The 26,273-nt window shown below is 67.0% G+C and carries 25 protein-coding genes; 11 read left to right on the forward strand and 14 right to left on the reverse strand.

The window, feature by feature from the left end; translation table 11 throughout:
- The first annotated feature begins 154 nt into the window (after positions 1–154).
- The gene (locus tag SriyCCGPB3_RS02595) at positions 155–886 is read left to right on the forward strand and encodes a CoA transferase subunit A (protein ID WP_012509993.1); all 732 of its coding nucleotides are present in this window, start codon (positions 155–157) and stop codon (positions 884–886) included.
- A 1-nt stretch (position 887) separates the two neighbouring features.
- Positions 888–1,517, forward strand: a complete 630-nt coding sequence (locus tag SriyCCGPB3_RS02600) for a CoA transferase subunit B (protein WP_153856250.1) — start codon at positions 888–890, stop codon at positions 1,515–1,517.
- Here SriyCCGPB3_RS02600 and SriyCCGPB3_RS02605 read toward each other — a convergent pair.
- A complete protein-coding gene (locus SriyCCGPB3_RS02605) occupies positions 1,514–4,339 on the reverse strand; it encodes a rhamnan synthesis F family protein (RefSeq protein ID WP_228756429.1) in 2,826 nt (941 codons plus the stop codon). The genes SriyCCGPB3_RS02600 and SriyCCGPB3_RS02605 overlap by 4 nt on opposite strands.
- Positions 4,340–4,499: 160 nt before the next feature.
- Between SriyCCGPB3_RS02605 and SriyCCGPB3_RS02610 the strand changes: the two genes are divergently transcribed.
- A complete protein-coding gene (locus tag SriyCCGPB3_RS02610) occupies positions 4,500–5,087 on the forward strand; it encodes an alpha-ketoglutarate-dependent dioxygenase AlkB family protein (RefSeq protein ID WP_180855371.1) in 588 nt (195 codons plus the stop codon).
- Positions 5,088–5,091: 4 nt separating this feature from the next.
- Here the strand turns inward: SriyCCGPB3_RS02610 and SriyCCGPB3_RS02615 are convergent, their stop codons facing one another.
- Genes SriyCCGPB3_RS02615 through SriyCCGPB3_RS02630 form a run of 4 tightly spaced genes read right to left on the reverse strand, consistent with a single transcriptional unit; the run spans position 5,092 to position 8,610 of the window.
- Complete coding sequence (locus tag SriyCCGPB3_RS02615) at positions 5,092–5,733, reverse strand: ABC-type transport auxiliary lipoprotein family protein (RefSeq protein ID WP_134950829.1); 642 nt, start codon at positions 5,731–5,733, stop codon at positions 5,092–5,094.
- Positions 5,730–6,656, reverse strand: a complete 927-nt coding sequence (locus SriyCCGPB3_RS02620) for an MlaD family protein (protein ID WP_014035909.1) — start codon at positions 6,654–6,656, stop codon at positions 5,730–5,732. Before SriyCCGPB3_RS02620 ends, SriyCCGPB3_RS02615 begins: the two co-directional genes overlap by 4 nt.
- 3 nt (positions 6,657–6,659) lie before the next feature.
- Positions 6,660–7,487 (reverse strand): ABC transporter ATP-binding protein, encoded by an 828-nt coding sequence (locus tag SriyCCGPB3_RS02625; RefSeq protein WP_164162095.1) that lies wholly within the window; start codon positions 7,485–7,487, stop codon positions 6,660–6,662.
- A 1-nt stretch (position 7,488) separates the two neighbouring features.
- Positions 7,489–8,610, reverse strand: coding sequence for an ABC transporter permease (locus SriyCCGPB3_RS02630; protein ID WP_350259842.1), 1,122 nt, complete (start codon positions 8,608–8,610; stop codon positions 7,489–7,491).
- 92 nt (positions 8,611–8,702) lie between these two features.
- Between SriyCCGPB3_RS02630 and SriyCCGPB3_RS02635 the strand changes: the two genes are divergently transcribed.
- Positions 8,703–9,962 carry a threonine/serine ThrE exporter family protein gene (locus SriyCCGPB3_RS02635; protein ID WP_094000482.1) on the forward strand — a complete coding sequence of 420 codons (1,260 nt, stop codon included), beginning with the start codon at positions 8,703–8,705 and terminating at the stop codon, positions 9,960–9,962.
- Positions 9,963–10,047: 85 nt separating this feature from the next.
- Here the strand turns inward: SriyCCGPB3_RS02635 and SriyCCGPB3_RS02640 are convergent, their stop codons facing one another.
- The 3 genes from SriyCCGPB3_RS02640 to SriyCCGPB3_RS02650 all read right to left on the reverse strand — a co-directional run bounded on the left by SriyCCGPB3_RS02640 (position 10,048) and on the right by SriyCCGPB3_RS02650 (position 13,380).
- The gene (locus SriyCCGPB3_RS02640) at positions 10,048–10,431 is read right to left on the reverse strand and encodes an H-NS family nucleoid-associated regulatory protein (RefSeq protein ID WP_153856253.1); all 384 of its coding nucleotides are present in this window, start codon (positions 10,429–10,431) and stop codon (positions 10,048–10,050) included.
- Positions 10,432–10,653: 222 nt separating this feature from the next.
- Positions 10,654–12,357, reverse strand: coding sequence for a proline--tRNA ligase (locus tag SriyCCGPB3_RS02645; RefSeq protein WP_153856254.1), 1,704 nt, complete (start codon positions 12,355–12,357; stop codon positions 10,654–10,656).
- A gap of 648 nt (positions 12,358–13,005) precedes the next feature.
- Positions 13,006–13,380, reverse strand: coding sequence for a DUF4124 domain-containing protein (locus SriyCCGPB3_RS02650; RefSeq protein WP_197611135.1), 375 nt, complete (start codon positions 13,378–13,380; stop codon positions 13,006–13,008).
- Positions 13,381–13,460: 80 nt separating this feature from the next.
- On the opposite strand from SriyCCGPB3_RS02650, the gene pssA reads away from it, so the two are divergent.
- From pssA to rimI, 3 genes are read left to right on the forward strand one after another with little or no spacing between them, the layout of a single operon-like run.
- On the forward strand, positions 13,461–14,237 hold the full coding sequence (pssA, locus tag SriyCCGPB3_RS02655) for a CDP-diacylglycerol--serine O-phosphatidyltransferase (RefSeq protein ID WP_088024094.1): 777 nt from the start codon (positions 13,461–13,463) through the stop codon (positions 14,235–14,237).
- The gene (locus tag SriyCCGPB3_RS02660) at positions 14,234–14,743 is read left to right on the forward strand and encodes a hypothetical protein (RefSeq protein ID WP_350259843.1); all 510 of its coding nucleotides are present in this window, start codon (positions 14,234–14,236) and stop codon (positions 14,741–14,743) included. The genes pssA and SriyCCGPB3_RS02660 overlap by 4 nt, the downstream gene beginning before the upstream one ends.
- Positions 14,740–15,237, forward strand: coding sequence for a ribosomal protein S18-alanine N-acetyltransferase (gene rimI / locus SriyCCGPB3_RS02665; RefSeq protein ID WP_088024100.1), 498 nt, complete (start codon positions 14,740–14,742; stop codon positions 15,235–15,237). Before SriyCCGPB3_RS02660 ends, rimI begins: the two co-directional genes overlap by 4 nt.
- 142 nt (positions 15,238–15,379) lie before the next feature.
- Here rimI and SriyCCGPB3_RS02670 read toward each other — a convergent pair whose 3' ends face one another.
- The 5 genes from SriyCCGPB3_RS02670 to SriyCCGPB3_RS02690 form a co-directional block, all read right to left on the reverse strand.
- Positions 15,380–16,198 (reverse strand): EamA family transporter, encoded by an 819-nt coding sequence (locus tag SriyCCGPB3_RS02670; RefSeq protein ID WP_350259844.1) that lies wholly within the window; start codon positions 16,196–16,198, stop codon positions 15,380–15,382.
- Positions 16,199–16,331: 133 nt separating this feature from the next.
- Positions 16,332–19,160 carry a valine--tRNA ligase gene (locus SriyCCGPB3_RS02675; protein WP_110710992.1) on the reverse strand — a complete coding sequence of 943 codons (2,829 nt, stop codon included), beginning with the start codon at positions 19,158–19,160 and terminating at the stop codon, positions 16,332–16,334.
- 33 nt (positions 19,161–19,193) lie between these two features.
- Positions 19,194–19,385 carry a YqaE/Pmp3 family membrane protein gene (locus SriyCCGPB3_RS02680; RefSeq protein ID WP_012510005.1) on the reverse strand — a complete coding sequence of 64 codons (192 nt, stop codon included), beginning with the start codon at positions 19,383–19,385 and terminating at the stop codon, positions 19,194–19,196.
- 19 nt (positions 19,386–19,404) lie between these two features.
- On the reverse strand, positions 19,405–19,830 hold the full coding sequence (locus tag SriyCCGPB3_RS02685; RefSeq protein ID WP_350259845.1) for a DNA polymerase III subunit chi: 426 nt from the start codon (positions 19,828–19,830) through the stop codon (positions 19,405–19,407).
- Positions 19,831–19,912: 82 nt separating this feature from the next.
- The gene (locus SriyCCGPB3_RS02690) at positions 19,913–21,391 is read right to left on the reverse strand and encodes a leucyl aminopeptidase (RefSeq protein WP_350259846.1); all 1,479 of its coding nucleotides are present in this window, start codon (positions 21,389–21,391) and stop codon (positions 19,913–19,915) included.
- 104 nt (positions 21,392–21,495) lie between these two features.
- Here SriyCCGPB3_RS02690 and lptF point away from each other — a divergent pair, with 104 nt between their 5' ends.
- The 3 genes from lptF to SriyCCGPB3_RS02705 are packed head-to-tail and all read left to right on the forward strand — an operon-like array spanning position 21,496 to position 24,608.
- The gene (gene lptF / locus SriyCCGPB3_RS02695) at positions 21,496–22,578 is read left to right on the forward strand and encodes an LPS export ABC transporter permease LptF (protein ID WP_110710994.1); all 1,083 of its coding nucleotides are present in this window, start codon (positions 21,496–21,498) and stop codon (positions 22,576–22,578) included.
- A complete protein-coding gene (lptG, locus tag SriyCCGPB3_RS02700) occupies positions 22,575–23,681 on the forward strand; it encodes an LPS export ABC transporter permease LptG (protein ID WP_110710995.1) in 1,107 nt (368 codons plus the stop codon). The genes lptF and lptG overlap by 4 nt, the downstream gene beginning before the upstream one ends.
- Positions 23,682–23,735: 54 nt before the next feature.
- Positions 23,736–24,608 carry a hypothetical protein gene (locus SriyCCGPB3_RS02705; protein WP_197611137.1) on the forward strand — a complete coding sequence of 291 codons (873 nt, stop codon included), beginning with the start codon at positions 23,736–23,738 and terminating at the stop codon, positions 24,606–24,608.
- A 95-nt stretch (positions 24,609–24,703) separates the two neighbouring features.
- Here the strand turns inward: SriyCCGPB3_RS02705 and SriyCCGPB3_RS02710 are convergent, their stop codons facing one another.
- Positions 24,704–25,195, reverse strand: a complete 492-nt coding sequence (locus SriyCCGPB3_RS02710; protein ID WP_350259847.1) for an RDD family protein — start codon at positions 25,193–25,195, stop codon at positions 24,704–24,706.
- Between the two features lie 56 nt (positions 25,196–25,251).
- Between SriyCCGPB3_RS02710 and xerD the strand changes: the two genes are divergently transcribed.
- Complete coding sequence (gene xerD, locus SriyCCGPB3_RS02715) at positions 25,252–26,229, forward strand: site-specific tyrosine recombinase XerD (RefSeq protein WP_046428433.1); 978 nt, start codon at positions 25,252–25,254, stop codon at positions 26,227–26,229.
- The last annotated feature ends 44 nt before the right edge of the window (positions 26,230–26,273 follow it).

Genomic DNA, 26,273 nt, shown 5'->3' on the forward strand with positions numbered 1-26,273 from the left:
ATCTGCGGCACGCGTTGCCAGGGGCACCGCAAGCGGGGAAGGGGACATTCTACGGAAAGGCGGCCGCGCATACCGGTTCATGCTGCGGCGCACCCCAGCCGGCAACGGGTGTGCCGCTAGAATGGCAGCATTCTCACCGGGTAGGGCAGTAGAGATGCAGCAATCGACTTCCACCGGCAAGCGCGGCAAGCGCTTCGCCAGTGCGGCGGAGGCCCTGCAAGGGGTGGTCGCCGATGGCCAGACGCTGGCCGTGGGCGGCTTCGGCCTGTGTGGCATTCCCGAGGCGCTGATCGCCGCGCTGCGCGACAGTGGCGCCAAGGGCCTGACCGTGATCTCCAACAATGCCGGCGTCGATGGTTTCGGCCTGGGCCAGCTGCTGGAAACCCGGCAGATCAAGAAGATGATTTCGTCCTACGTGGGCGAGAACAAGGAATTCGAGCGCCAGTTCCTGGCTGGCGAGCTGGAGCTGGAATTCAATCCGCAGGGCACCCTGGCCGAGCGCCTGCGTGCCGGCGGCGCGGGCATCCCGGCGTTCTTCACTGCCACTGGCTACGGCACGGTGGTGGCCGAGGGCAAGGAAACCCGCGAGTTCGACGGCAAGCACTACGTGATGGAGACCGCGCTGCGTGCCGATGTCGCGCTGGTCAAGGCGTGGAAGGCCGACGAAGCGGGCAACCTGGTGTTCCGCAAGACCGCGCGTAACTTCAACCCGGCCTGTGCGATGGCCGGCAAGGTCTGCATCGTGGAAGTGGAGGAGGTCGTGCCGGTCGGCGCCATCGATCCGGACCAGGTGCACCTGCCCGGTATCTACGTGCATCGGATCGTGCACAACCCGCATCCAGAAAAGCGTATCGAACAGCGCACCATCCGCGCGGAGGGCAACTGACATGGCGTGGACCCGCGATGAGATGGCGGCACGCGCCGCCCGCGAACTGACTGATGGCGCCTACGTGAACCTGGGCATCGGCCTGCCGACCCTGGTTGCCAACCACATCCCCGAAGGCGTGGACGTATGGCTGCAGTCGGAGAATGGCCTGCTCGGTATCGGCCCGTTCCCGACCGATGCCGAAGTCGATGCCGACCTGATCAACGCCGGCAAGCAGACCGTGACCGCACGCGCCGGTGCCAGCTACTTCGGCAGCCACGACAGCTTCGCGATGATCCGCGGCGGCCACGTCAACCTGGCCATCCTCGGCGCCATGCAGGTCACCCACAAGGGCGACCTGGCCAACTGGATGGTGCCCGGCAAGATGGTCAAGGGCATGGGCGGCGCGATGGATCTGGTGGCCGGCGTGCAGCGCGTGGTGGTGCTGATGGAGCACACCGCCAAGAACGGCGAGCACAAGATCCTGACCGAATGCACGCTGCCGCTGACCGGTGTGGGCGTGGTCGACCGCATCATCACCGATCTGGCCGTGTTCGACGTCACCGACAAGGGCCTGTTGCTGGTGGAAGCGGCGCCGGGCGTCAGCGATGACGAGTTGAAGGAAAAGACGGGCGTGGCCTTTCAGCGCTAGTCCTGAGGGCTCGCGCTGACTGTACCGCGTCCGGTGAACGCGTCTTCGGTGGCGAGTTGGGCAAGTACAAGGTCGGCATTCCATCGCCCACTGCCCAGACATTGGAGTGGAACCTGGACGCCCTCGGCGTCCAGGTTCAGCTCGGCGATGTCCTCATGGAGCGTATGGCAGGTTTCTTCGATGAAGGTCAGCGTCCCGGTATGGACCTCGGCGAGGATCTCCAGGGCAGCCGTTGGAAGTTCAACGGAACCGAAGCGGGGCGTATTCAGGCCCTCGCTGCTTTCAGTGAAGCCGTTGAACTGGCCGTGCGGAGCTGCCAGCAGTGACTCCAGCAGCAGGTCGTTGGCAAGGATGGGGGAGTCTGTTTCGTTGCCGCCATTGCGGCCGTCGAAGTACCGTGCCTCGGCCCAGCCCTGCGATGCCAGTGCGCTGGCGCCTGCGCGCAGGGCCATGTAGCAGCCGCCCAGTGGTGTGCCGAGCAGGCGCGCGAGGTTGCGCTGGATGCTGCCGGCGTAGCCCACGTCGATCACCATTGGCGTCGATGAGCCGACGGTACGGGCCCAGTACGCCTGATAGACCTTGCGATGGCGGGCAGCCAGCGACAGAAGTGCATCCCTGACCGGGTGCAGCCAACGCTGTACCTCGTCGGCCATTTCCGGCAGAAAGACGTCGCGCTCCATCAGCGCCGGCTGCAATGCCGCCACCCGTGCCACGGCATCTTCGCCGAGTCGTGCCTGCAGCAGGCCGCGCAGCGACCCGTTGAACGTACCCTGCATGAGCAGTGCAAGATCTGAGGCATCGAGCTGTGCGGGCAGCAGCGTCGCCCGACGCGACGCCAGAAAATAGGTGCTCTTGATCCTGGCGGCGAACGGGTGTGCGGCCTGCAGCCGGGTGAATGCCTGCTCCAGCAGATAGCCTTCGCGGCTCAGGAACAGCAGGTGGTCCACCTCGCGGCGGCGAGCTACGTCGATGATATGCAGCAGGAAGTCCAGGACCAACGGGCCGAGTACCGTATAGCCCAGCGTATGTGCATCGAGCTGGGGACGACCGAGCAGCCGCTGCGGAGAGGTGTCGGCGATCGCAGCGAAGCTGTTTGCCAGCAGGCCGCGCCAAAGCTGCTCAGACCATGGTGCCTGGGTGCCCTGGGGATGGCGGAGCGGGCGAAGGCCCGGTACGACGTCCAGCAGGGTGACCGGCCGCAGCACGTGCACGGGCGTAAGCAGGCCGCCCAGCTGCGGCATCTGGATGTCGGCGTGTTCGTTGTCACCCACATGTAGCCAGCGGCCATCTTCGCGCCCTTCCTGACGCGCCAGCTGCTTCCAACTGTCGGCAGAGTCCTTGCGCAGGCCGGTCTCGCAGGAAATCCACCACCGCGAGATGAGCTGCTGCACTCGATCGGGCAGGACCTGCCGCATGTCGTCGCTGGATAGATACATGTCGGAGAACGCCGTCAGCGAAGTCAGCTTTGCATCTACAAGCGCTGTCAGCAGACCTTGCCGCGGCCGGAGTATCGCGCACTCATGCATTCGCTCGGCATTGGCAAGCATGCTCGCATCCACGCCAGGCAACGCGAGGCGCCCGGCAAGCTCGATGTGGATCTCGGAGAGGGAGGGGTCCCGCTGCAAGATTTCACGCAGGCAGCTTTCCGCATCGGCGCGATGCCGGGAGAAATCGCATATGCCCCATTGCCGCTCCAGTCGCCAAGCGAGATGTTCGCGGGCCGCGGCGGGTGTCAGGAACACGCGGGTGACCAGCGTATCGAAAATATCGACCGTGACCATGCGTGCGTCCAGCGCGGCTAGCGTCAAACGGTCAGACAGGCCGGTTTGAAGTGCCTCGCCGACATTACGTTCACCTTCGGCAGCAAGTGCCAGGCGACCATCGGGTGGCAGGATGCCCAAGCGGAAACCCTGGTGGCGGGCGATGACGCCAAACAGGCGCTCGACGGCGTGCTGCAGCGTTCCATCCACCTGGCCCTGTTCCACGGGGAAGGCATCCAGTGGAAGGTTCAGATCGTACAGCGGTCGCAGCGCATCGACTCGCGCCCAGAACATCGAGCCGGCGGGGAAGTCTATGTAACGCTGCGCATCCAGGGCGATTCCAAGTTTCTGCGCGAGTGCGTCGCACGCGGGGCCATTGCTCAGCCAAGTGTGCGCCCAGAGTGGAACACCGTCGTAACTTTCAGGATAGACCAGGCCCAGCTGTGGGTCGGCCTGGAAGGTGCCCAAGATCCAAGCGATGCGCTCACGTGAGCCCAAAAGGCTGTCTAACAGGTAGTGGCGCCACGTCTGCTGTTCGCTACCGGTATAGAGCGATTTCTTGGTGTGAATGTGGCACACCAGATCCAGTGCCTTGATCTCTTCGCGGAACGTTACTAATAGTGGAGCGATGTCGCGACCACGATTCTGGACTTGGCGGACAAGGAGGGTCTGGACGTTCGGAAGGCGCCCGAATGCCTCACGTGCCTGCGCTTCGGCTGCAGCGTCCATCACCGAGACCAGCAAGGTAAAGCGCAGTGGCATACGCGAGAGCGTGGTGGCGAACTCGTTGATCAGGTCTGGATAGAACACGTGCGCCATCACGCCCACACTCAACCGCAGCTGTTCCAGGGGGATCGGCACAGGCAGCGCAGGCGTATCGAAGGGTTCGCTGGCGCGGGTGCGGACGACGCTGGCCGAGCGCAGGCGCGCAATGAAACCGCGCACGCCCATTGCATGAACTACCTTCAGTGCGCGGAGCAGCACCGATCCCAGTCCAGCCATGCCACCGCCGTGGCGCTGCACCGACCGTCGCGCGGTGGCGAGATAGCGCCCCAGGCTCATGACTGGCCTCTGCGGGGCTGTGGAAGAGGCGGCAGGGGGGAGGGGCACGGCATCAGGTGCATTGGGCAGTGGCGCTGAAATGTCCCGTCATTCTCCGGTTTGCGCCTGAATCGAGCAAATCAGGCATGCTCGCTGTTGCTCCTGTCCAGTACCCGGCCCAATGCTGTTTCCTCCTGATCTGCCTGACGCTGATGTCCGTCATCTATCGGGCTGGCTGCCCGCTGGCAAGGCCGCTGCATTGCTGCTGACCCTGCAGGCCGAAGTCCCCTGGGAAGTCCACCGCATCCGCATGTTCGGCAACTGGGTGGATTCGCCGCGGCTGAGCTGCTGGATCGGCGATTCGCAGGCGCGCTACCGCTATTCCGGGGCTGAATTCGTGCCGCACCCCTGGCCATCCGCGTTGCAGGCCATGCGTGATCGCCTGCAGGTGGAGGGCCTCGGCCGCTTCAACAGCGTGCTGCTGAACCGCTATCGCGGCGGCGGTGATTACATGGGCTGGCACAGCGATGACGAGCCGGAACTGGGGCCGGCCCCGGTGATTGCTTCGCTGAGCCTGGGCGCGGCGCGGCGCTTCCTGCTGCGCCGGCGCGATGACCCGGCGCGGAAGGCCGAGTATCTGCTCGGCCATGGCGATCTGCTGGTGATGGCCGGTGAGACCCAGCAGTTCTATCAGCACGCGCTGCCGAAGATGGCGCGGGTGCAGGGCGAGCGGATCAACCTGACGTTCCGCTGGATCACGCCGCGCTGATCGATCAGCGTGCGACGGTCGGCTGGTCGGCCTGCCCGCTGGTCAGCGTCCAGCCCACCACGTCCTGCGCCAGCTGCTGCAGGCCACGTTCGAAGGCGGCGGTGACGGCAGGAACATCGGTGCTGCCGACCGGCTGCGCCTGACGGAAGGTGCGGTCGGCGACCACGCGCTGGTCGGCGACGTGGATCAGCTTGGCGTTGACCTCGATCACCACCGTCGGCGTGGCCTGTCCCTGGTAATCCGATTCGAAGCGGCGCACGTCGGTGGACAGCTTGTAGTCGGCACGGATGCCGGCGGTGCTGCGGGCGACGCCGCGGATGCGGCCGGAATCCTCGAAGCCGCGCAGCAGCGTGTCCTCGATCATGTCGGTAGCCGGCTGGACCCAGCTGGCGCCCTTGTAGATCTCCATCTGCGACGGCGTCGGCCGCACGTTGATGCGCGGGCTGTCAACCATGCGCGCGGCGCTGGGCTTGGCCAGTACCAGCTGCCAGCTGGCCTGCGGCCATGCCGGGTCCGCCTTCACCTGCACCGAGGGCGAGTACAGCGTCACCGCGGTTTTCTCGCTGCTGCCAAGGATGGAGCAGCCGCCCAGCAGGGGGACCATCGAAGCGGCCAGCAGCAGGCGCGGAAGGGTGGTCGGGCTCATTTGGGTTCGAACTCCTTCGGTGCGTCGCGGCCCAGCAGGTAGCGCGCGGGGTTGTTCTCGAGGCGGTCGCTGACCCGGCGCAGGTCGCGGATCAGGCCGCGCAGTTCGGTCAGCGTCGGGCCGAGCTGGCCAAGGCCATCGTTGGCGAAGCTGTTGATCGCGGCGCGGTTCTCGCCAAGGATCGAATCGGCGTTGCCGGCGGCCGAATCAAGCTTGGCCAGGGTGCCGTCGAGCTTGTCGATGATGCCGGGCAGCTGCTGCACCAGGTTCTTGTCGAGGCGCTCGATGGTGCCGTTGGTGGTCTTCAGCGTGGTGTCCAGGCTGCGCGCGGCATCGCGCGCGCTGAGCAGCAGCGCCTGGGTGCCCTGGTCACGGTCGGCCAGGCCACCGCTGATGGTTTCCAGGTTGGCCAGTGTCGCGTTGATCGAGGCGACGTTGCGGTCGCTGAGGATCTGGTCCATGCGCTCGACGATGCGGTTGGCAACGTCGGTGATGTTCTGCAGCGCCGATGGCGTGGTCGGGATGATCGGCGCCGGGTCCTTGTTGACCGTGGTCAGCGCCGGCGACTGCGGCGTGCCACCACTGAGCTGGATGATCGACGGGCCGGTCAGGCTGGTGATCGCCAGCTTGGCGCGGGTATCGGTCTTGACCGGCGTGTTGGAGTTCAGGCGGATGCGCGCGACGACCTGGCGCGGGTCGTCCGGTACCAGGTTCAGTTCGGTGATCGAGCCCACGGCGATGCCGTTGTACTGCACCGGGCTGCCCACCGACAGGCCGGTCACCGCTTCGCGGAACACCACGCGGTATTCCTGCCAGGTGCGGTCGGAGGAGTACTTGGCGGCCCACAGGCCGAAGGCCAGCAGGGCCAGGCCGGTGATCAGGGTGAACGCGCCGATCAGCACGTAGTTGGCTTTGGTTTCCATGGCTCAGGCACTCTCGATCTGTTCGCCACGCGCGGCGCGCGCGCGCGGTCCGTGGAAGTATTCCTGGATCCACGGATGATCCAGTTTCTCGATCTCCGGCAGCGGCGCATTGGCCACTACCTTGCGGTCGGCGATCACTGCCACCCGGTCACAGATGGCGTACAACGTGTCCAGATCATGGGTGATCAGGAACACGGTCAGTCCCAGTGCTTCCTGCAGGGTCTTGATCAGGCGGTCGAATGCCGCCGCACCGATCGGATCGAGACCGGCGGTCGGTTCGTCCAGGAACAGCAGCGGCGGATCCAGCGCCAGCGCCCGGGCCAGGCCGGCGCGCTTGCGCATGCCACCGGACAGCTGCGAGGGCAGCTTGTTGATTGCATCGGCGGGCAGGCCAGCCAGCTTCACCTTCAGCAGCGCCAGCTCGTAATGCCAGCGCTCGGGCAGCTCGCGATGGTGCTCCTTCAGTGGCACCTGAACGTTCTCGCCCACGGTCAGCGAGGAGAACAGGGCGCCGTCCTGGAACAGCACGCCGGTGTTGCGCTCGATGTGCAGGCGGCTCTCGGCATCGTCGGCACGCGCGTCGCGGCCGAGCACTTCGATCTGCCCGGCATCGGGCACGCGCAGGCCGAGGATCGAACGCATCAGCACCGATTTGCCGGTACCCGACCCCCCCACCACGCCCAGAATCTCGCCGCGGCGCACATCAAGGTCGAGATCCTCGTGCACGGTCTGGCTGCCGAACCGATTGACCAGGCCACGCACGCGGATGGCCAGCTCGTGGCCCTGGTCGTCGTGCATGTCGATGGGGTCGGGGAGGGCTGATGTGCTCATGTCACCAGTCCATGTGCATGAACCACAACGCCGCGAAGGCGTCGATGATGATCACCAGCGAGATCGTCTGCACCACGCTGGACGTGGTGCGTTCGCCCACCGACTGCGCCGTGCCTTCGACCTTCAGTCCTTCCAGGCAGCCGATCAGGCCGATCACCAGTGCGAACACCGGCGCCTTCGACAGGCCGACCAGCATGTGCCGCACTTCCATCGTCTCGTGCATGCGTGCGATGTACATCTGCGGCGGAATATCCAGGTCGAACGCACCCACCGTGATGCCGCCGGCCAGGCCGGCGACCATGGCGATGAAGGTCAGCAGGGGCAGGGTGACCAGCAGCGCCAGCAGCCGTGGCAGCACCAGCAGGTCGATCGGGTCCAGGCCCAGAGTGCGCATCGCATCGATTTCCTCGCGCGCCTTCATCGCACCGATCTGCGCGGTGAAGGCGCTGGCGGTGCGGCCGGCCAGCACGATCGCGGTCAGCAGCACGGCAAACTCGCGCAGGAAGGCGATGTTGACCAGTTCGACCACGTAAATCTCGGCGCCGAAATCGCGCAGGATGGTCGAACCGAGGAAGGCGATCACCGCGCCGACCAGATAGGACAGCAGCGCCACCAGCGGTACCGCGTCCAGCCCGACCTGTTCCATCTGGTGCACGGTGGCCGTCATCCGGAAGCGGCGGGGTTCCTTGACCAGGCGCGCGGCCTTGACCAGGTTCTCGCCGAGGAAGCTGCACAGCGCCTTGATGTTGTGGCCGGTGGCATGGACGCTGACACCCAGCCGCTCCAGCGCGGCCAGCACACCGAAGTCGCGCTTGGGCCTGGGCCGGTCGTCGGCCACTTCCTCGATGGTGCACACCAGCGCCTGGTGATCCGGGCGGAACTTCAGAGCGTCTTCGCCAAGGTCGGCACGGTGGGCCACGCGCAGCACCTGCAGCACGCCGGCCGAATCCATCTTCTCGATGGCGGTGGCATCGATGCCGGTCAGCGTATCGGGAACGCCGCGCAGGACTTCGGCCGCGGCCAGCGCGGTCTTCAGGGTCCAGGTGCCGGACAGGCGGATCAGGCCCGGGTCATGGGCGTCCTGTTCGAGCTGGGGGGCGAGGTTCGGGGTCACTTGGGCCATTCGGGTCGCAGCATAACCGTTCTGTCTTGGGCATCGCGTCGAACTCGGATGAATTTCTCCGGTAAGGCCCAGCCTAGGTAATACTACGGCGCATGTCCGCAGACGCTCACACGATCCCCACGCCCCAGGCCACCTACGCGCAGCGCGTGGCCTTTGTTTCCGAGATCGCCGGACGCCTGCACAGCTATGGCACCACGGCCCAGCGCCTGGAAACGGCGGTGGTGGCACTGGCCCGCCAGCTCGACCTGGATTGTGAACCGTGGTCGAATCCCACCGGTATCATCCTCAGCTTCAGCGACCCGGCGCAGGCAATCGGCTCCAGTGACATCACCCGCGTGATCCGCCTGGCGCCCGGTGAGAACGACCTGCACAAACTCAGCGTCGCCGACCATATCGCCGAGGAAGTGGCCAACGGGCGGATGAGCATCGCCCAGGGCCACACGGCGCTGCGCCAGCTGGACAAGGATCCGGGCCGGCGCGGCAAGCTGCGCACCATCCTCTCGTTCACCCTTGGCGCAGCCGGTGTGGCCGGCATGTGGAAGCTGCCATGGCTGGACATCGCCACCGCCGGCGTCATCGGCCTGATGATCGGCCTGCTTGGCATGGTCACCGACCGTCGCCCGGCCACCCGCGAAGCCGCCGAGGCGCTGGCCGCGCTGCTGGCCGGCATGGTCGCCACCCTGGTGGCGTCCTTCATCGGCGCGCTCAACCTCAACACGGTGATCATCGCCTCGCTGGTGGTGCTGCTGCCCGGCATGTCGCTGACCAATGCGGTCAATGAGCTGGCCAGCCAGCACTGGGTGTCGGGTACCGCGCGCTTTGCCGGTGCGCTGACCACCATCATGAAGCTCAGCGTCGGCGCGATGATCGCGGTGACCCTGGCCGATGTGCTCGGCCTCGATCCGGTGATCCGCGCCACGCGGCCGCAGGGGCCGTGGGTGGAGTGGGGCTCGCTGCTGACCGCGGCGTTTGCCTTCGCGATGCTGTTCAAGGCCAACCGCCGCGATTATCCGTGGGTGATCGCGGCCTCGGTGGCCGGCTATGCGATCTCCAAGTTCGGTGGCCACGCCTGGGGCGCACCGGCCGGCATCTTCCTGTCGGCAATGCTGCTGACCGCCGGTGGCAATCTGTTCGGGCGCCTTGTTGGGCGCCCGGGCGCGATCATCCGCCTGCCGGGCATCATCATGATGGTGCCCGGCAGTACCAGCCTGCGCGGCGTGCTGACCCTGGTCCAGCAGCAGGACGTGGGCGCTGGCCAGAGCGTGTTCCTCACCGTGCTCAATGTGGTGATGGCGCTGGTGGCTGGCCTGCTGTTCGGCAACCTGCTGATGCCGGCGCGCAAAACCCTGTAGGTGCGCACCGTTGGTCCACGCACCTCAGCGGGAAAAGAAAAACGCCGGCTTTCGCCGGCGTTTTTCATTGCATCCCGATTCGGCCTCAGGCCTTCTTGATCAGGAAATCTTCCGGCTTCTTGTTGCCCTTGGCGGTCAGCTCGGCCATCCAGCGCGGCTGCTTGCCACGACCGGTCCAGGTTTCCTTCGGGTTGGCCGGATTGCGGTACTTCGGGGCAACCTTGCCCAGCTTGCGGCCGGCGGTCTTCGACGGTGCCTTGGTTGCCGTGGCGACCTTGCGGGTGCGCGGGGCGGGGGCGCCACCGAACAGTTCCTCGATGGTGTAACCCTCGGTCTTGGCCAGCTTGGTCAGCTGGGCCCGGACCTTGGTGATCGGCCGGCGCTTGGCGACGATGGTCTGCTGTTTCTTGGCGGTGCGGATCAGGGCGCCCAGCTCGCGTGCCGACAGGCCGGTCAGGTCAATGCTCATTTACGGTTACTCCGGAAACTAATGTGTGGACGGGACGAGCCAGTCCATGGCGTCGGCGGACAGAATAAAGATGAATTAATCAGAGTACAAATGCAGGCAGGACAAGGCTTGGCGACATGCCGGCCGCATTGCGTCGATTTTGACCGGATTATGTCCGCTGCAATATCGGTTGGTTGGACACAATGCAAAAAAAGACCGGGGCACGCCCCGGTCTTTCTCTGATCAACCCTGCAGGCGCTGCAGCAGGGTGGCCTTGTCCAGATTCTCGGCTTCACTGGCACGACGCGAGCGGTATTCGTAGGTGCCGGCGGCCAGGCCACGCTCGCTCACCACCACGCGGTGCGGGATGCCGATCAGTTCCATGTCGGCGAACATCGCGCCCGGGCGCAGGCCACGGTCGTCGAGTGCCGCGTCCAGGCCGGCATCGCGCAGCTCCTGCAGCAGGCTGGCAGCAGCATCGGCCACGGCGGCGTCGCCCTTCGGGTTGATCACGCACACCACCACCTGCCAGGGTGCCATCGCGTCCGGCCAGATGATGCCGGCATCGTCATGGTTCTGTTCGATCGCGGCAGCCACCACGCGCGAAATGCCGATGCCGTAGCAGCCCATCGCCATCACCGCCGCCTTGCCGTTCTCGTCCAGCACGGTGGCATCCAGCGCTTCGGCATACTTGCGGCCGAGCTGGAACACGTGGCCGACTTCGATGCCACGGGCGATCTTCAGTTCGCCACCGTCCAGCGCGCGGTCACCGGCACGCACGTTGCGGATGTCGGCCACTTCCGGTTCCGGCAGGTCGCGACCCCAGTTGACGCCGGCCAGGTGGAAACCGGCTTCGTTGGCGCCGACGACGAAATCGGACATTGCCGCCACTTCGCGATCGGCCACCACGCGGATGGCCTTGGCCGGGGCGACCGGGCCGAGGAAGCCCGGCACGCTGCCCAGATGTTCGGCGATTTCCGCCTCGCTGGCGAAGCGCTGTTCGTCCAGGCCGGAAACCTTGGCCAGCTTGATCTCGTTGACTTCATGGTCGCCGCGCACCAGCACCAGCACGAACTGCTGTGCCTCGCCTTCGCCCGCGATCAGCGCCACCGACTTCACCGTGCGCTGCAGGTCGATGCCGAACAGGGCCGCGACGTCCTCGCAGGTCTTCTGGGTAGGCGTGTCGACCTTGCGCATCGCTTCACCGGCTGCTGCACGCGGTGCCGGATCGGCGGCAATCGCCGCTTCCATGTTGGCCGCGTAGTCCGAACCGGTGGAGAACACCAGCGCGTCTTCGCCGGAATCGGCGATCACGTGGAATTCCTGCGAGGCATCACCGCCGATCGCGCCGGAGTCGGCCTGCACCATGCGGAAGTCCAGGCCGAGGCGGGTGAAGATACGGCTGTAGGCCGACTTCATGTTCTCGTACTCGCGCACCAGGCACTCATCGTGCAGGTGGAACGAATAGGCGTCCTTCATCAGGAACTCGCGCGAACGCATCACGCCGAAGCGCGGACGGATCTCGTCGCGGAACTTGGTCTGCACCTGGTAGAAGTTGACCGGCAGCTGCTTGTAGCTGGACAGCTCGCTGCGCGCGAAGTCGCAGGCGGCTTCTTCGGCGGTCGGGCTGTAGCAGAACACCTGGTCCTTGCGGTCCTTGATCTTCAGCAGCTGCGGGCCGAACTTCTGCCAGCGGCCGGTCTGCTCCCACAGTTCCTTCGGCTGGATGGTCGGGATCTGGAATTCCACGGCACCCGCACGGTCCATTTCCTCGCGCACGATGCGTTCAACCTTGCGCAGCACGCGCAGGCCCAGCGGCGACCAGGTGTACAGGCCCGATGCCAGCTTGCGGATCATGCCCGCGCGCAGCATCAGCCGGTGGCTGGTCAGCTCGGCGTCGCTGGGGGTTTCCTTGGTGGTGTGCAGGTGGAACTGGGAGAGGCGCATCGTCGGCTTCGGATAACGGCAGAGACGCCTATTCTGCCAGCCCAGCCGGGGGGAGGGGTATCGGCAGGGCTGCGCCCTGCACCCGCCTCAAGCAACGTCAACAGCAACAGCAACAGCAAGAACGGGTTTCCTGGGAGATGGCGGGGTGGGTCCGGCGGCAGGGGACGCCGTAAACCCATCCTTGGGGGCTTGGTCGCGGCTTGCTCGTGTGCGCTGTCCTGCGCACACGGCAAGACCAGGGTTGGGCTTCCTGCCCAACCCGCCCGAGGCATGCCTCGGGCCCATGCCGCTCACACCCCTGCCGCCGGACCCACCCCGCCTTCGACAGATTTCCGCGATGGACGATTTATGGGGTCAGATCCGTTTTCCTGCGGAAAACGGATCTGACCCCGGATTCAATTCGAGATCTGACAGATTTCATCCACGCATGGCGTGGATCTACCACCGTCACCGGGAAACTGTCGAAGGCGGGGCGGTGTCGGATTGCGGGGTGTCCGCGGCATGGATGCCGCGGCCAAGCCCCCAGGGACGGGTTTACGGCGTCCCCGCAATCCGACACCGCCCCGCCAACCCACAGAAAGCCCAGAGCCGGTTGTTGCCCTTGCTGTTGCCTCTGCGGGTGCAGGGCTGAAAGCCCTGCCGATACCCTCACTCCGCCGGGCAGTAGGCCTTGATGGCGGCTTCAGCCAATCCCTTCTGTGCGCTGCGCTGCTCCGGGGTCAACGCGGTGTCAGGCTTGCCGTCGCCGTCGGTGTCCTGCATCACTTGGCCGGTGCCCTCCAGCAGCGTCAGGTTGGCGCGGGCCGTGCGGCACTGCTCGGGGACCGGTGCGGCCGGGGTCTCGGTGCTGGCGGCCGGTTGTGGGCTGCGGGCCTGCTCGCGGGTTTCATACTTCCTGCCCGCTGGAGGGGTCTCCGAGTACTGGGTCACGCCATTGGCGTCCTTCCATTTATAGACCGGGCCAGCCACGGCGTTGGCACTGGCCAACAGCAGCAGGCATCCAAGGCAGGACAGGGCACGCATGGCGGACTCCACGGAATGGGCGTAGAACGTCGATTGCAGCATTGGCGCCGAGTACTGGCAAGTCGATTAAACTGGATTCCATGGACCCGATCACACCGCCGCCGCGCTCGCGCACGATTTACCTGCTGCCCAACCTGTTCACCACCGCCGGCCTGTTCGCAGGCTTCTACGCGATCATCGCCGCAGCCAACGGGGATTTCGTCAATGCCAGCATCGCCGTGTTCGTGGCGGCGGTGATGGATGGCCTGGACGGGCGCGTGGCGCGCCTGACCGGCACCAGCAGTGAATTCGGCGTGCAGTACGACTCGCTGGCCGACCTGGTCAGCTTCGGCATGGCCCCGGCGCTGGTGATGTACCACTGGTCGCTGTCGTGGCTGAAGTTCGATGACCCGCTGCTCGGCCGCGTCGGCTGGGCCGTCGCTTTCCTATATGCCGCCTGCGCGGCGCTGCGCCTGGCCCGCTTCAATACCCAGGTCGCCGTGGTCGACAAGCGCTGGTTCGTCGGCCTGGCCAGCCCGGCTGCGGCTGGCCTGATGATGTCCTTCGTCTGGGCCTTTGCCGATGGCAACCTGGGCTGGGACGGCAACCAGCTGCGCTACGTGGCCTTGGCAGTGACGATCGTCGCGGCGCTGCTGATGGTCAGCCGCATCCGCTTCTGGAGCTTCAAGGGCGGTGCCGCCAAGGGCACCCGCTCCGATCGCGTGCCGTTCCTGGTGCTGGCGCTGGTGCCGGTGGCGATCGCGATTGCGGTGATCGACCTGCCGCGCGTGCTGTTTGCGGTCGGCATCCTGTACGCCTTGTCCGGCCCGGTGATGTGGGCCGTGCAGCGCCTGCGCAAGAAGCCCGAGGCCGCGTGAGCCAGGACCTGCCCGTGCTGTGGTCACCGGCCCAGCAGGCCTGGCTGCAGGCCATGGGCTACACCGTCTACCACGACGGCCAGCTGGCCGCCGAACTGGATGCCGCGCTGCAGCTGAGCGTGGCCGAAGCCGAGGCGGCTGCCGCGCCGCCAGCGGAACCGGCACGGGCAGGCACGGCACCTTCTTCGCGGGAGCCCCGCGCCGAATCGGCTCCGGCAGCGCGCCAGGAACGCCCGACGCCGCGCCGCGAGACGCCGGTCAGCGCACCGGATACCGCGCCGGCCGCCAGCCGTCCACTGCCGGGTGGCAATGCCCGGCAGCCGGTGGTGCGCCTGCCGGATCGCCTGCAGATCGCCTTGCTGCGCGCATCCGGTTGCAACCCCAATGATCCGGCCACGCAGTCACTGATGGACAGCTGGCCGCTGGACCAGCTGCGCCACGACCCGGCGGCCAAGCGCGCGCTGTGGCCGCAGCTGCGCGCCCTGCGCAAGCGGGGCGCGCCATGAGTGCGGTCAGCCTGCCCGGGCCGGTCAGCCTGCGCGCACTGCGCGAGAGCGACCTCAACGCGGTGATGGCGATCGAAGTGCGCGGCTATCCGTTTCCGTGGACCCGCGGCATCTTCGTCGACTGCCTGCGCGCGGGTTATCCGGGCCTGGCCATGGAACGCGATGGCCAGCTGATCGGCTATGGCGTGCTCAGCATCGCGGCCGACGAGGCGCATGTGCTGAACATCTGCATCGACCCGCTGACGCAGTCGCGGGGGCTGGGGCGCCAGCTGCTGCGCGCGCTGGTGCAGCTGGCCGGCGACCGTGGTGCGCAGCGAGTGTTCCTGGAAGTGCGGCCCTCCAACACGCCGGCGCTGGCGCTGTACCACAGCGAAGGCTTCAACGAGATTGGCCGCCGCCCGCGTTACTACCCGGCCGCGCAGGGCCGCGAGGACGCAGTGGTGATGGCGATCGAACTGGTCGATGGCGACCTGCAGGCGATGCCGCCGCTGTAACGGAGATGGGTTGCCGGCCAGCGGCCGGCACTACCGGTAGCCGGCAACCTGGGGTGGCAGGAATGCGCCGACCAAGGTCGGCTGCTACCAAGGCGTGCAATGGCTTGTCCGGTAGGTGCCAACCTTGGTTGGCACGCTTTCCTCACGCCAGCCGCAGTGCCAACACGCCGCCGACGATCAACGCCGCCGCCAGCCAGCGTGCACGCGGAATCCGCTCGCGCAGCAGGAACACCGAGATCAGCAACGCGAACAGGATCGACGATTCGCGCAGCGCCGAGACCATGGCCACCGGCGCCTGGGTCATCGACCACAAGGCCATCGCGTAGGACGCCGTGGTGCCGACGCCACCGGCCAGCCCCAGCGGCCAATGCTGGCGTGCATAGGCCAGCACCGCGCCACCGCGGGTGTACAACGCCCACAGCGGTAGCGGAATGCCCGACAGCAGGAACAGCCACAGGGTGTAGCTGAGCGCGCTGCCGGACTGGCGCGCGCCCTGCGCATCGACCAGGGTGTAGGTGGCGATCATCGCCGCAGTCAGCAGCGGCAGCCGCAGCTGGCCGCCACGCGCACCCAGTGCCATGCACAGGATGCCGGTGCTGACCAGCACCACGCCCAGCCACGCCGCCGGTGGCAGCTGCTCGCCCAGCAGGGTGCCCGCCAACGCGACCAGGATCGGCGCGCTGCCGCGCATCAGCGGATACGCCAGACTCATGTCGACCTGCTGGTAGCAGCGGGCGACCAGGCCGTAGTACGTCACCTGCAGCACCGATGCGCCCAGCCACGGCCAGCTGTGCGCGGCCGGGAACGGCAGGAAGGGTAGGGCAGCCGCCGACAGCAGCGCGGCGCTGCCGGTGACCAGCACGGTGCCGAGGAACTTGTCCGGCCCGCGTTTGACGATCGCGTTCCAGCTGGCGTGCAGTGCCGCGGCAGCGAGGACGAGCAGGAAAATGGAAAGCGGCATCCGGTGATGATGCCATGCGGGGCAAATGGAAACGCCGGGCATCGCCCGGCGTTTCCGATTCCGCTTCGGTGGGTGCCAACCTCTCCCGGCGTGGTAGGTGCCAACCTTGGTTGGCACGCACCAGAGCGCGGCGTTACAGCTTCGCGCGCTGCTCGCGCAGGCCGGCCAGCTGGGTGTTCCAGTCGACCAGGCGCACGCGTTCCTGCTCGACCACGGCCGGCGGCACCTTGTCGGTGAACTTGGCCAGCTTGGTCTCGCTCTTTTCCTTTTCGGCTTCGACGCGGGCGATTTCCTTGTCCAGGCGCACGCGCTCGGCATCGAGATCGACCAGGCCTTCCAGCGGCACCAGCAGCTTCAGCTCACCGACGATCGCGGCGGCGGCCGGCGGTGCGCTTTCGCCTTCGGCCAGCCACTGGATGCTGTCCAGCTTCAGCAGGAACGACAGCGAGGCGCTGAAGCGTTCGATGCGCACGCGGTCCTGCTCCAGGCCGGCCTGCAGGCGTAGCGGCACCAGCTTGGACGGGGCCACGTTCAGTTCGCTGCGCACGCGACGCACCGCACTGATCACCGCCTTCAACCATTCCACGTCGGCTTCAGCCTGAGTGAAATCGCCTTCGAACTCGGCGGCGGTCGGGTACGGACGCAGCGACAGCGTGCTCTCGGCCAGGCCCAGGCGCGGGGCCAGCTGCTGCCACAGCTGTTCGGTGATGAACGGCGTGAGCGGGTGCAGCAGGCGCAGCAGGGCTTCCAGCACGTACAGCAGGGTGTGGCGGGTGCTCTCCGCATCAGCCGCGTCGCCGCCGTTCAGTGCCGGCTTGCTCAGTTCCAGGAACCAGTCGCAGAACGCGTTCCAGGCGAACTCGTACAGGCACTGGGCCAGCAGGTCGAAGCGGTAGGCGGCGAAATGGCCCTGCGCTTCGGCGGTGGTAGCGGCCAGGCGCGAGAGGATCCAGCGCTCGGCATCGGTGCGCGGCGTCGGCACGCCGGTGAACGCAGCACCCTCGGTGTTCATCAGCGCGAAGCGGCTGGCGTTCCACAGCTTGTTGCAGAAGTTCTTGTAGCCCTCTGCGCGGTTCATGTCGAACTTGATGTCGCGGCCGTGGGTGGCCAGCGCGGCGATGGTGAAGCGCAGCGCATCGGCACCGTGGGCAGCAATGCCGTCCGGGAATTCCTTGCGGGTGGCCTTCTCGATCTTCTCCACCATCTTCGGCTGCATCAGGCCGCCGGTGCGCTTGGCGACCAGGTCGTCGATGGTGATGCCGTCGATGATGTCCAGCGGGTCGAGCACGTTGCCCTTGCTCTTGGACATCTTCTGGCCCTGGCCGTCGCGGATCAGGCCGGTGAAGTAGACGTCCTTGAACGGGATCTTCCCGACCAGGTTGTCGGTGGCCATGATCATGCGCGCCACCCAGAAGAAGATGATGTCGAAGCCGGTGATCAGCACCGACGACGGCAGGTAACGGTCGAAGCCGCGCTCGGCCATGGCCTGCTCGTTGGGCCAGCCCAGGGTGGAGAACGGCCACAGCTGCGAGGAGAACCAGGTCTCCAGCACGTCGCTTTCCTGGTTCAGCACCACGTCGCTGCCCAGGTTGTGCTTCGCCCGCACTTCCTCTTCGCTGCGACCGACGTAGCAGCTGCCGGTGGCTTCGTCGAACCACGCCGGAATGCGGTGGCCCCACCACAGCTGGCGGCTGATGCACCAGTCCTGGATGTTGTTCATCCAGTGGCGGTAGGTGTTGATCCAGTTCGGTGGCACGAAGGAAATGCTCCCATCCTCGACCAGTTCCAGGCCGCGCTTGGCCAGGTCGTCCATCTTCACGAACCACTGGTCGGTCAGGTACGGCTCGATCACCTGGCCGGTACGGTCGCCGCGCGGCACCTGCAGCTTGTGCGCCTTGGTCTCGACCAGGATGCCCAGGTCTTCCAGCTCGGCCAGCACGGCCTTGCGCGCGGCGTAGCGGTCCAGGCCCTGGAATCGCTCCGGCGCGTTCTCGTTCAGCGCCGCCACCGGGGTGAACAGGTTGATCATCGGCAGGCTGTGGCGCACGCCGACTTCATAGTCGTTGAAATCGTGCGCCGGGGTGACCTTGACCACGCCGGTGCCGAACGCACGGTCCACGTAGTCGTCGGCGATCACCGGCACGCGGCGGCCGGTCAGCGGCAGCACCACGCTCTTGCCGATCAGGTGCGCATAGCGCTCGTCTTCCGGGTGCACCATCACCGCGGTATCGCCCAGCAGGGTTTCCGGGCGGGTGGTGGCGACGACCAGGTAGTCGCGGGTTTCGCGCAGGGTTTCCACGCCGTCGGCATCGCGCTCGACGTGCTCGTAGCTCAGGCCCTCATCCAGCGTGTAGGCGATCGACCACAGGAAGCCGTCTTCCTCGGCGCTTTCCACTTCCAGGTCGGAAATGGCGGTCTTCAGCACCGGGTCCCAGTTGACCAGGCGCTGGCCGCGATAGATCAGGCCCTGCTCGTACCAGCGCACGAAGGCCTCGTTGACCGCCGCCGACGGCTGCGGGTCCATGGTGAAGGTGCTGCGCGACCAGTCGGCGGAGGTGCCGAGGCGGCGCATCTGGCGTTCGATGGTGTCGCCGGACTGCTGCTTCCACTCCCAGACCTTGCCGATGAAACCTTCGCGGCCTAGCGAATCGCGGGTCTCGCCCTTGCCTTCCAGCGCCAGGTTGCGGCTGACCACCATTTCGGTGGCGATGCCGGCATGGTCGGTACCGACCTGCCACAGGGTGTCGTAGCCGCGCATGCGGTGGTAGCGCACCAGCGCGTCCATCAGGGTCTGCTGGAAGGCGTGGCCCATGTGCAGGGTGCCGGTCACGTTCGGCGGCGGCAGCAGGATGGTGTACGGCTCGCCCGTGCCGGACGGCTTGAAGTGGCCGGCCTTCTCCCAGGCCTCGTAGAGGTCGGTCTCGAAGGACTTCGGGTCGTAACTGGAGGCGAGTTGGGTCATGCGGGGGAACCGGTAATCAAGGCGGAAGGGAGATCAGCGCGGCCCGAGGGCGCGCCGGATCTTCTGGTCGGTGTGGTACTGGCTGACCGCGTAGGCGGCCCAGATCGCGGCGGGCAGCCAGCCGATCAGGGTGATCTGCAGGATCAGGCAGACGATGCCGGCAAACGGCCGGCCGATGGTGAAGAAGGACAGCCAGGGAAGAATCAGGGCGATCAGCAGGCGCATCAAGGGGTCCTCGCTGGACTTACATGTCGTGCTTGTTCAGGTCGTAACCGGCGGCCTTGTACTGGCGCCAGCGTTCGCGCAGCGGTTCGCGCGCTTCCGGGTCGGCCGGAACCACTTCCAGCACGCGCTCGCACTCGCCCAGCCAGGGTTCATCGCGCAGGTTGATCACCAGCGGGCGCGCCGGTGCCTCGGCGCCGGGCACGGCGATCAGCACCAGGGCTTCTTCCTCATCCATGTCCTCGCCGGCGATCTGGTGCGGGATGTAGGCATCGTTGTCGAACGCCCACAGCAGTTCGTCCAGCTCCTCGGCCTGGGCCTGGTCGCGGGCCAGCACCAGGGTGAACAGCCCGGCGTCGTTGGCCTTGCGTGCCAGCTCGCAGACCAGGCGCAACGGCTCGGTCAGGAAGCGGGGCTTGGCGATCAGGTAGAAGTCGGCGCGGGGCATGGCAGGGTCCGGGTCAGGCAGGGTTCCGGCGGTGCCGGGCGAGGCCCCGGCCGGCGGAGGCCGGCCAGGGTCGGGTACGGCATCAGGCGCGGGCGGTCTGGTCCAGCAGCCACTGGCTCAGCAGGCCGACCGGGCGGCCGGTGGCCATGCCACGCTTGCCTTCATCGCTGGCCACGCCGGCGATGTCCAGGTGCGCCCAGCGCTGGCCTTCGGCAAAGCGCGACAGGAAGCAGCCAGCGGTGATCGCGCCGGCCCAGCGGCCGCCGATGTTGTAGACGTCGGCGAAGGTCGAATCCAGCATCGGCTGGTACTCGTCCCACAGCGGCAGGCGCCAGGCGCGGTCGAACACGTGTTCGCCGGCGGCCAGCAGCTCGTTGGCCAGGTCGTCGTGCTTGCTCATCAGGCCGGCGGTCTGGTGGCCGAGGGCGACCATGCAGGCACCGGTCAGGGTGGCGACGTCGACCAGCGCGGCCGGCTCGAAGCGCTGCGCGTAGGTCAGCGCATCGCACAGGATCAGGCGGCCTTCGGCGTCGGTGTTGCCGACTTCGATGGTCTTGCCCGACATCGAGGTGATCACGTCGGACGGACGGTAGGCGTTGCCGTCGATGGCGTTCTCCACCGCCGGCACCACCACCACCAGGTTCAGCGGCAGCTTGGCCTTGACCGCAGCGACGAAGGTGCCGATGACGTTGGCGCCACCGCACATGTCGTACTTCATCTCCTCGATGCCGCCCTGGGTCTTCAGGTTGACGCCACCGGTATCGAAGGTGATGCCCTTGCCGACCAGCACGTACGGCTTGGCGTCGCCGCCATTGTTCCACTTCAGCACGACCAGGCGCGGGCGGTTGGCCGAACCACGGGCCACGGCCAGCAGCGAGCCCATGCCCAGTGCTTCCATCTGGTGCTCGTCGAGGATCTCGGCCTCGGCACCGTCGTGCTCGCCGGCGAACTTCACACCCACTTCGGCCAGGTAGGCCGGGGTGCAGTAGTTCGGCGGCAGGTTGCCCAGCTCGCGGGCGAACTCGACGCCGGCGGCGATGGCCTGGCCCTGGGCCAGGGCCTGGGCGTCATCACCGGCGATGGCCAGCTGGGCCAGGCCGGCGTCCTCGGCCTTCTTCTTGCCCAGGGTGGCGGTGTAGCGGTACGCGGCGTGATCGGCGGCGATCACTGCCTGGCGGATCGCCCAGGCCGCGTCGCGGTCCTTCGCCGCCACTTCGGACAGGGTGAACAGTGCGCTGCGGGCAGCACCGGCCTTCAGCGCGCGCACGGCGTCGCCGACGGCCTTCAGGTACTGCGGCACGCCGAAGCGGGCGGCTTCGCCGAGGCCGACCACCAGCACGCGCGGGGCGGTCACGCCCGGCAGGTCGTGCAACAGGGTGGTCGCGCCGGTCTTGCCGGACAGATCGCCGCGCTGGGCCAGGGCGGCCAGGCGGCCACCACTGGCGGCGTCCAGGGTCTGGGCGGCCGGGGTCAGGGTATGGTCGGCATACGCGCCGACCACCAGGCAATCAACGGTGGCGGCGGCCGGAGCAACGTGGTTCAGGGTGAATTCGAGGGCCATTGAGCAGATTCCATTGGCGAGTCCGTACAATCGCAGGCCGTTTACGCCCAGACAGTAGACTGGGCGGCACCGCGAACGAACCCCAGAGTTTAAACCACCGCCCCATGCTGAAGCTCGACCGATACCTGCTGGGCGATTTCGTCCAGAGTTTCCTGGCTACCCTGATCGTCCTGCTGGTGGTCAGCGTGGGCGGCGTGCTGGTGGACATCCTCGGCAACATCGCCGATGGGCGCCTGCCGGCCAAGCTGCTGTTCTCGCAGCTGGGCCTGCAGTTCATCGCCTACCTGCCGCTGATCCTGCCATTGGCACTGATGCTGGGCCTGCTGCTGGCCATCGCCCGCCTGTACCGCGACTCGGAGATGGCGGTCATCACCGCCATCGGCGTGGGGCCCAAGCGGTTGCTGCGGCCTTTGCTGATGCTGGTGGTGCCGGTGGTGCTGCTGGTCGGCGCCTGCTCGCTGTGGCTGGGCCCGTGGGCCGGCCGGGTGGCCGAGCAGATGATCATCGAGGCCAACCGCAGCGTGCTGATGGCCGGTCTGGAGCCGGGCCGGTTCACGCCGCTGCCCAATGGCGGCGTGGTCTACCTGTCCTCGATCTCGCCCGACGGCACCGAGCTGGGCAAGGTGTTCCTGCAGCGGCAGAAGGACGACCGCCTGGAAGTGGTGTCGGCCAACAGCGGCCGCATGTACTTCGAGGGCACCCGCCAGCGCTTCCTGGAACTGGACGACGGCCACCAGGTGGAAGGACCGGTGGCCGGCGCGCTGGATTACCGGCTGGCGACCTTCGCCCGCAACGACGTCGCCCTGCCCGATGGCGCGCAGACCCGCACCGAGGACGACCCGGAACTGATGCCGACCCTGAAGCTGATCGGCGATGAACGCCCGCAGGCGCAGGCACAGCTGCACCGCCGCCTGGCGCCGCCGCTGATCGCGCTGGCCTTTGCCCTGCTGACCGTGCCGCTGGGCCGCAGCTCGCCGCGCCAGCAGCGCTACGGCCGCATGATGCTGGCGCTGATGGCCTACATGGTGGGCACCAACCTGATGTTCATCGGCAGTGGCTGGATCGCCAATGGCAGGATTCCGCCCGCGCTGGGCCTGTGGTGGCTGACCCTGCCACTGCTGGCGCTGGCGATCTGGATGTATGCACGTGATGGCCGCCTGGGCCGCCCGAAGGGAGCCCGCGCATGAGGCTGCGCCCGATGCGTTTCGACCTGTACCTGGGCCAGTCGGTGTTCACCACGGTGCTGTTGACCTGGGCCGTGCTGGTCGGCCTGGATGTGGTGATGGCCTTCTCCGGCGAGTTCAAGGACATCGGCAAGAACGGCTACACCCTGGGCCATGCCGCAGCATGGGTGCTGTACACCGTGCCACGCCGCGCCTACACGATGTTCCCCACCGCTGCGGTGATCGGCGCGCTGATGGGCCTCGGCCAACTGGCCGCGACCTCGGAGCTGACCGCACTGCGTGCGCTGGGCCTGTCGCGCAAGCGCCTGAGCGTATCGGTGGCGATCGCGCTGTCGCTGCTGACTGCGGTGATGGTGCTCAGCGCCGAGACGCTGGGCCCCTGGGGCCAGGACCGTGCCGATGCGCTGAAGGCCAGTGCCAAGTGGGGGCGGGACATTTCCACCACGCGGTACTCGGGCCTGTGGGCACGCGAAGGCGACACCTTCCTCAATGCGCAGAGCGGCGAAGAGCAGCTGGTGGGGGACAAGGGCACGCGCCTGATCCTGCGTGACGTGCGCCTGTACCGCATTGCCGACGACGGCAAGATTGCCTCGTTGACCCATGCCACCACCGCCGAGCACGACAAGGATGGCTGGGTGCTGACCGGGGTCCGCCGCGACACTTTTGGCGAGCGCTCGGCGACCCGCCAGGAAGTGGCGCGCGAACCGTGGAATTCGAAGCTGGATGCGGCCGCATTGGCCACCGGCATCGCCAAGCCGCGCAATCTCAGCCTGGCCGAACTCAGCACCAGCATCACCTATCGCCAGCGCAACGGGCTGGATGCGCGCGATTTCGAGGATGTGTACTGGAGCCGCTGGTTCTACCCGGTGAACGTGCTGGCGCTGTGCCTGGCGGCGGTGCCGTTCGCGTTCGGGTCGCTGCGCAGCGGCGGCATGGGCAAGCGCCTGTTCCTGGGCATCCTGTTCGCGCTGGGCTTCTGGCTGCTGCAGCTGTTCTTCGGCCGCATGGCCGGCGCGTTGAAGTTTGATTACCGCATCGCCTATGCATTGCCGCCGATCGTGATGCTGGCGGTATCCGGATTGCTGTTCCGGCGCAAGTCGGGTTGATTCCCAGGGAGCCGGGCAAGGCCCGGCTGTTTCCGTTTCACTTCAAGGACGAACATGAGCTTCCAACGCTTTCTGCCGTACTTCGCGGCCGTGCTGCTTTCTGCCGGCTGCAGCCGGTCCACCGTCGACTTCGAGATCGACAACCCGACGGATGCACCGCTGACCTTGTCGGTCGACCAGCAGGTGCATACCCTGCCGCCGCACACCTCCATGCCCCTGGTCCTGGAGCCGGGCCAGTACCGGCTGCAGAGCGAGAAGATCGGCAGCGTCCGCATGGTTGTCTACGCCGACGGGATCGGTGGGCTGATCAACCCGGCCATGGCCGAGTACGTGATCGTCACCGAGCAGTACGTCACCAGCAAGACCAATACCGGCAACCTGGCATCGAAGATCGAACTGAACGATGTGGAGATCGAGGGTCCCTACGTGAAGGCGACCGGCTTCTTCATTCCGCGCCGTTGGGACGCAGGACTGAAGGACGAACTGCCTGACACGGTGGTCTCCAGCAGCCCGGATACCTCGTCCGACTACCGGACCAAGCTCTACAACGTGCCCGGCTTCTTCGAATACCTGGATGCCGGGGACGAGCTGAAGGAGGCTTTCGGGCCGGATGGCTACCGGCCGCCGGCAGCATCGGTGGCTTTCACTGCCGCCCAGCTGCCGCCGCTTCCGGCGGCCTATGAGGCCCAGGGCAAACCGATGCGCGAGCTGTACGCGCAGTACCTTGCCGCAACCGACGCAGGCGAGCAGAAGCGCCTGAAGAAGGCCAGCCTGAAACTTTGGCAGGAGTTCGTGAAGACCCGTGCGCAGTTGAGCGCACAGTCGCCGGTGGCCGATGATGTGCAGGCCAATGCGTTTGCGTCCGCCTTCTTCGACCTCTGGACGCAGCCGGCGGTGATCCTGCCGGATCCGGCACCCGCTGGCTGATCGCTGCGTTGATCGTGTAGAGCCGAGCCCATGCTCGGCTATCGAGTGCATCGCGAAACGCAGCCGAGCATGGGCTCGGCTCTACACGTCGTGCATCACCGCTTCGGCATGCGCATCAGGCGGGTGCCGCTGGCGCGGTCGTGCCAGGTCAGGCGGTCGCGGTCGACCCAGGCCCACCAGAATCCCAGCCCACCCAGCAGCAGTGACAGCGTGCCCACTGCGAAGCGCAGCCACAGCTGGCCGCGCCGCAGCGGCGTGCCATCGCTCGATTGCAGTTTCAGCCGCCACGGGCGCATGCCCAGCGTCTGTCCGCCACGGCGCCAACTGGCCGTGGCGTACCACCCCGTGATTCCCCAGCACACCGCCCACAGCAGCCACTGCCAGGCGCTGAACGGTGCGATGTTCTCGCGCTGCGCGTGGCCGCTGAAAGTGTAGGCGAGGGTGAACAGCGTGCCGGCCAGCATCCACAGCGCCAGCACCGGCAGTGCGTCGTAGACCATCGCCAGCACGCGCCAGGCCAACAAGGCACGTGGGCGGGGCATTTCGGTAGCGGCCACAGGGGCCGTGTCGGTGGCAGGGCGGGACATGCGCCGAGCATACGCAAAGCTGGCCGTGCCCGCAGTGGCCCTCGTATCCTGCACGCATGGCCCTTGTTTCCACCCCCGCCGAACGCCGCCAGCTGGTCCAGCAACTGCCCGAGCTGCGCGCCGACGACAGCGTGCGCATCCAGCGCTTCCTCGATGCGATCTGGGCCGAGAACGGCCTGGCCCGCGCCACCCTCGACAGCTACCGGCGCGACCTGGAAGGGCTGGCGCGCTGGATGGATGGACGCGACGGCGGCCTGGCCGGCATCGAACGTCCCGGGCTGTTCGACTATCTGGCCTGGCGCACCCGGCATGGCTGGTCGCCGCGCAGCAATGCGCGCCTGCTGTCGGCGCTGCGGGCGTTCTTCGCCGATGGCGTGCGCCGTGGCGAACGCAGCGAAGACCCCAGTGCGCTGCTCGACCCGCCCAAGCTGCCACGGCTGTTGCCCAAGGCGCTGGCCGAAAGCCAGATCGATGCGCTGCTGGCGGCACCGGACATCGACAGTCCGCTGGGCCTGCGCGATCGCGCCATGCTGGAACTGATGTATGCCGCCGGCCTGCGCGTGAGCGAGCTGGTGCTGTTGCCGGCGACAGCCGTGAACCTGCGCCAGGGCGTATTGCGGGTCACCGGCAAGGGCAGCAAGGAACGGCTGGTGCCGCTGGGCGAGGAATCGCAGCATTGGCTGGAGCGTTACCTGCAGCAGTCGCGCCCGCTGCTGGTCGGCAAGGGCAAGGTGCACGCCCTGGCCGATGGGCAGACCCCGTTGTTCATCGAGCCGACGCTGCATGCGCTGACCCGGCAGGCGTTCTGGCACCTGGTCAAGCGCCACGCGCAGGTGGCCGGCATCGACCCGGCGCGGATCAGCCCGCATGGCCTGCGCCACAGCTTCGCCACCCATCTGCTCAACCGCGGTGCCGACCTGCGCGCGCTGCAGATGCTGCTCGGCCACAGCTCGTTGTCGACCACCCAGATCTACACCCTGGTGGCGCGCGAGCATCTGCAGAAGCTGCACGCCCGCCACCATCCGCGCGGCTGAGCGCCGGGCTGAATCGCTGCCCGGGGCCGTGCCGGGCGTCGCGG

It is taken from the genome of Stenotrophomonas riyadhensis (assembly GCF_040256885.1).
GTDB classification, from domain to species: Bacteria; Pseudomonadota; Gammaproteobacteria; order Xanthomonadales; family Xanthomonadaceae; genus Stenotrophomonas; species Stenotrophomonas riyadhensis.

What these genes read in the sequence shown, in the direction of transcription:
- SriyCCGPB3_RS02595 (WP_012509993.1), top strand. Translation starts at nt 155, where the DNA reads ATGCAGCAATCGACTTCCACCGGCAAGCGCGGCAAGCGCTTCGCCAGT.
- SriyCCGPB3_RS02600 (WP_153856250.1), top strand. Translation starts at nt 888, where the DNA reads ATGGCGTGGACCCGCGATGAGATGGCGGCACGCGCCGCCCGCGAACTG.
- SriyCCGPB3_RS02605 (WP_228756429.1), bottom strand. Translation starts at nt 4,339, where the DNA reads ATGAGCCTGGGGCGCTATCTCGCCACCGCGCGACGGTCGGTGCAGCGC.
- SriyCCGPB3_RS02610 (WP_180855371.1), top strand. Translation starts at nt 4,500, where the DNA reads ATGCTGTTTCCTCCTGATCTGCCTGACGCTGATGTCCGTCATCTATCG.
- SriyCCGPB3_RS02615 (WP_134950829.1), bottom strand. Translation starts at nt 5,733, where the DNA reads ATGAGCCCGACCACCCTTCCGCGCCTGCTGCTGGCCGCTTCGATGGTC.
- SriyCCGPB3_RS02620 (WP_014035909.1), bottom strand. Translation starts at nt 6,656, where the DNA reads ATGGAAACCAAAGCCAACTACGTGCTGATCGGCGCGTTCACCCTGATC.
- SriyCCGPB3_RS02625 (WP_164162095.1), bottom strand. Translation starts at nt 7,487, where the DNA reads ATGAGCACATCAGCCCTCCCCGACCCCATCGACATGCACGACGACCAG.
- SriyCCGPB3_RS02630 (WP_350259842.1), bottom strand. Translation starts at nt 8,610, where the DNA reads ATGGCCCAAGTGACCCCGAACCTCGCCCCCCAGCTCGAACAGGACGCC.
- SriyCCGPB3_RS02635 (WP_094000482.1), top strand. Translation starts at nt 8,703, where the DNA reads ATGTCCGCAGACGCTCACACGATCCCCACGCCCCAGGCCACCTACGCG.
- SriyCCGPB3_RS02640 (WP_153856253.1), bottom strand. Translation starts at nt 10,431, where the DNA reads ATGAGCATTGACCTGACCGGCCTGTCGGCACGCGAGCTGGGCGCCCTG.
- SriyCCGPB3_RS02645 (WP_153856254.1), bottom strand. Translation starts at nt 12,357, where the DNA reads ATGCGCCTCTCCCAGTTCCACCTGCACACCACCAAGGAAACCCCCAGC.
- SriyCCGPB3_RS02650 (WP_197611135.1), bottom strand. Translation starts at nt 13,380, where the DNA reads ATGCGTGCCCTGTCCTGCCTTGGATGCCTGCTGCTGTTGGCCAGTGCC.
- pssA (WP_088024094.1), top strand. Translation starts at nt 13,461, where the DNA reads ATGGACCCGATCACACCGCCGCCGCGCTCGCGCACGATTTACCTGCTG.
- rimI (WP_088024100.1), top strand. Translation starts at nt 14,740, where the DNA reads ATGAGTGCGGTCAGCCTGCCCGGGCCGGTCAGCCTGCGCGCACTGCGC.
- SriyCCGPB3_RS02670 (WP_350259844.1), bottom strand. Translation starts at nt 16,198, where the DNA reads ATGCCGCTTTCCATTTTCCTGCTCGTCCTCGCTGCCGCGGCACTGCAC.
- SriyCCGPB3_RS02675 (WP_110710992.1), bottom strand. Translation starts at nt 19,160, where the DNA reads ATGACCCAACTCGCCTCCAGTTACGACCCGAAGTCCTTCGAGACCGAC.
- SriyCCGPB3_RS02680 (WP_012510005.1), bottom strand. Translation starts at nt 19,385, where the DNA reads ATGCGCCTGCTGATCGCCCTGATTCTTCCCTGGCTGTCCTTCTTCACC.
- SriyCCGPB3_RS02685 (WP_350259845.1), bottom strand. Translation starts at nt 19,830, where the DNA reads ATGCCCCGCGCCGACTTCTACCTGATCGCCAAGCCCCGCTTCCTGACC.
- SriyCCGPB3_RS02690 (WP_350259846.1), bottom strand. Translation starts at nt 21,391, where the DNA reads ATGGCCCTCGAATTCACCCTGAACCACGTTGCTCCGGCCGCCGCCACC.
- lptF (WP_110710994.1), top strand. Translation starts at nt 21,496, where the DNA reads ATGCTGAAGCTCGACCGATACCTGCTGGGCGATTTCGTCCAGAGTTTC.
- lptG (WP_110710995.1), top strand. Translation starts at nt 22,575, where the DNA reads ATGAGGCTGCGCCCGATGCGTTTCGACCTGTACCTGGGCCAGTCGGTG.
- SriyCCGPB3_RS02705 (WP_197611137.1), top strand. Translation starts at nt 23,736, where the DNA reads ATGAGCTTCCAACGCTTTCTGCCGTACTTCGCGGCCGTGCTGCTTTCT.
- SriyCCGPB3_RS02710 (WP_350259847.1), bottom strand. Translation starts at nt 25,195, where the DNA reads ATGTCCCGCCCTGCCACCGACACGGCCCCTGTGGCCGCTACCGAAATG.
- xerD (WP_046428433.1), top strand. Translation starts at nt 25,252, where the DNA reads ATGGCCCTTGTTTCCACCCCCGCCGAACGCCGCCAGCTGGTCCAGCAA.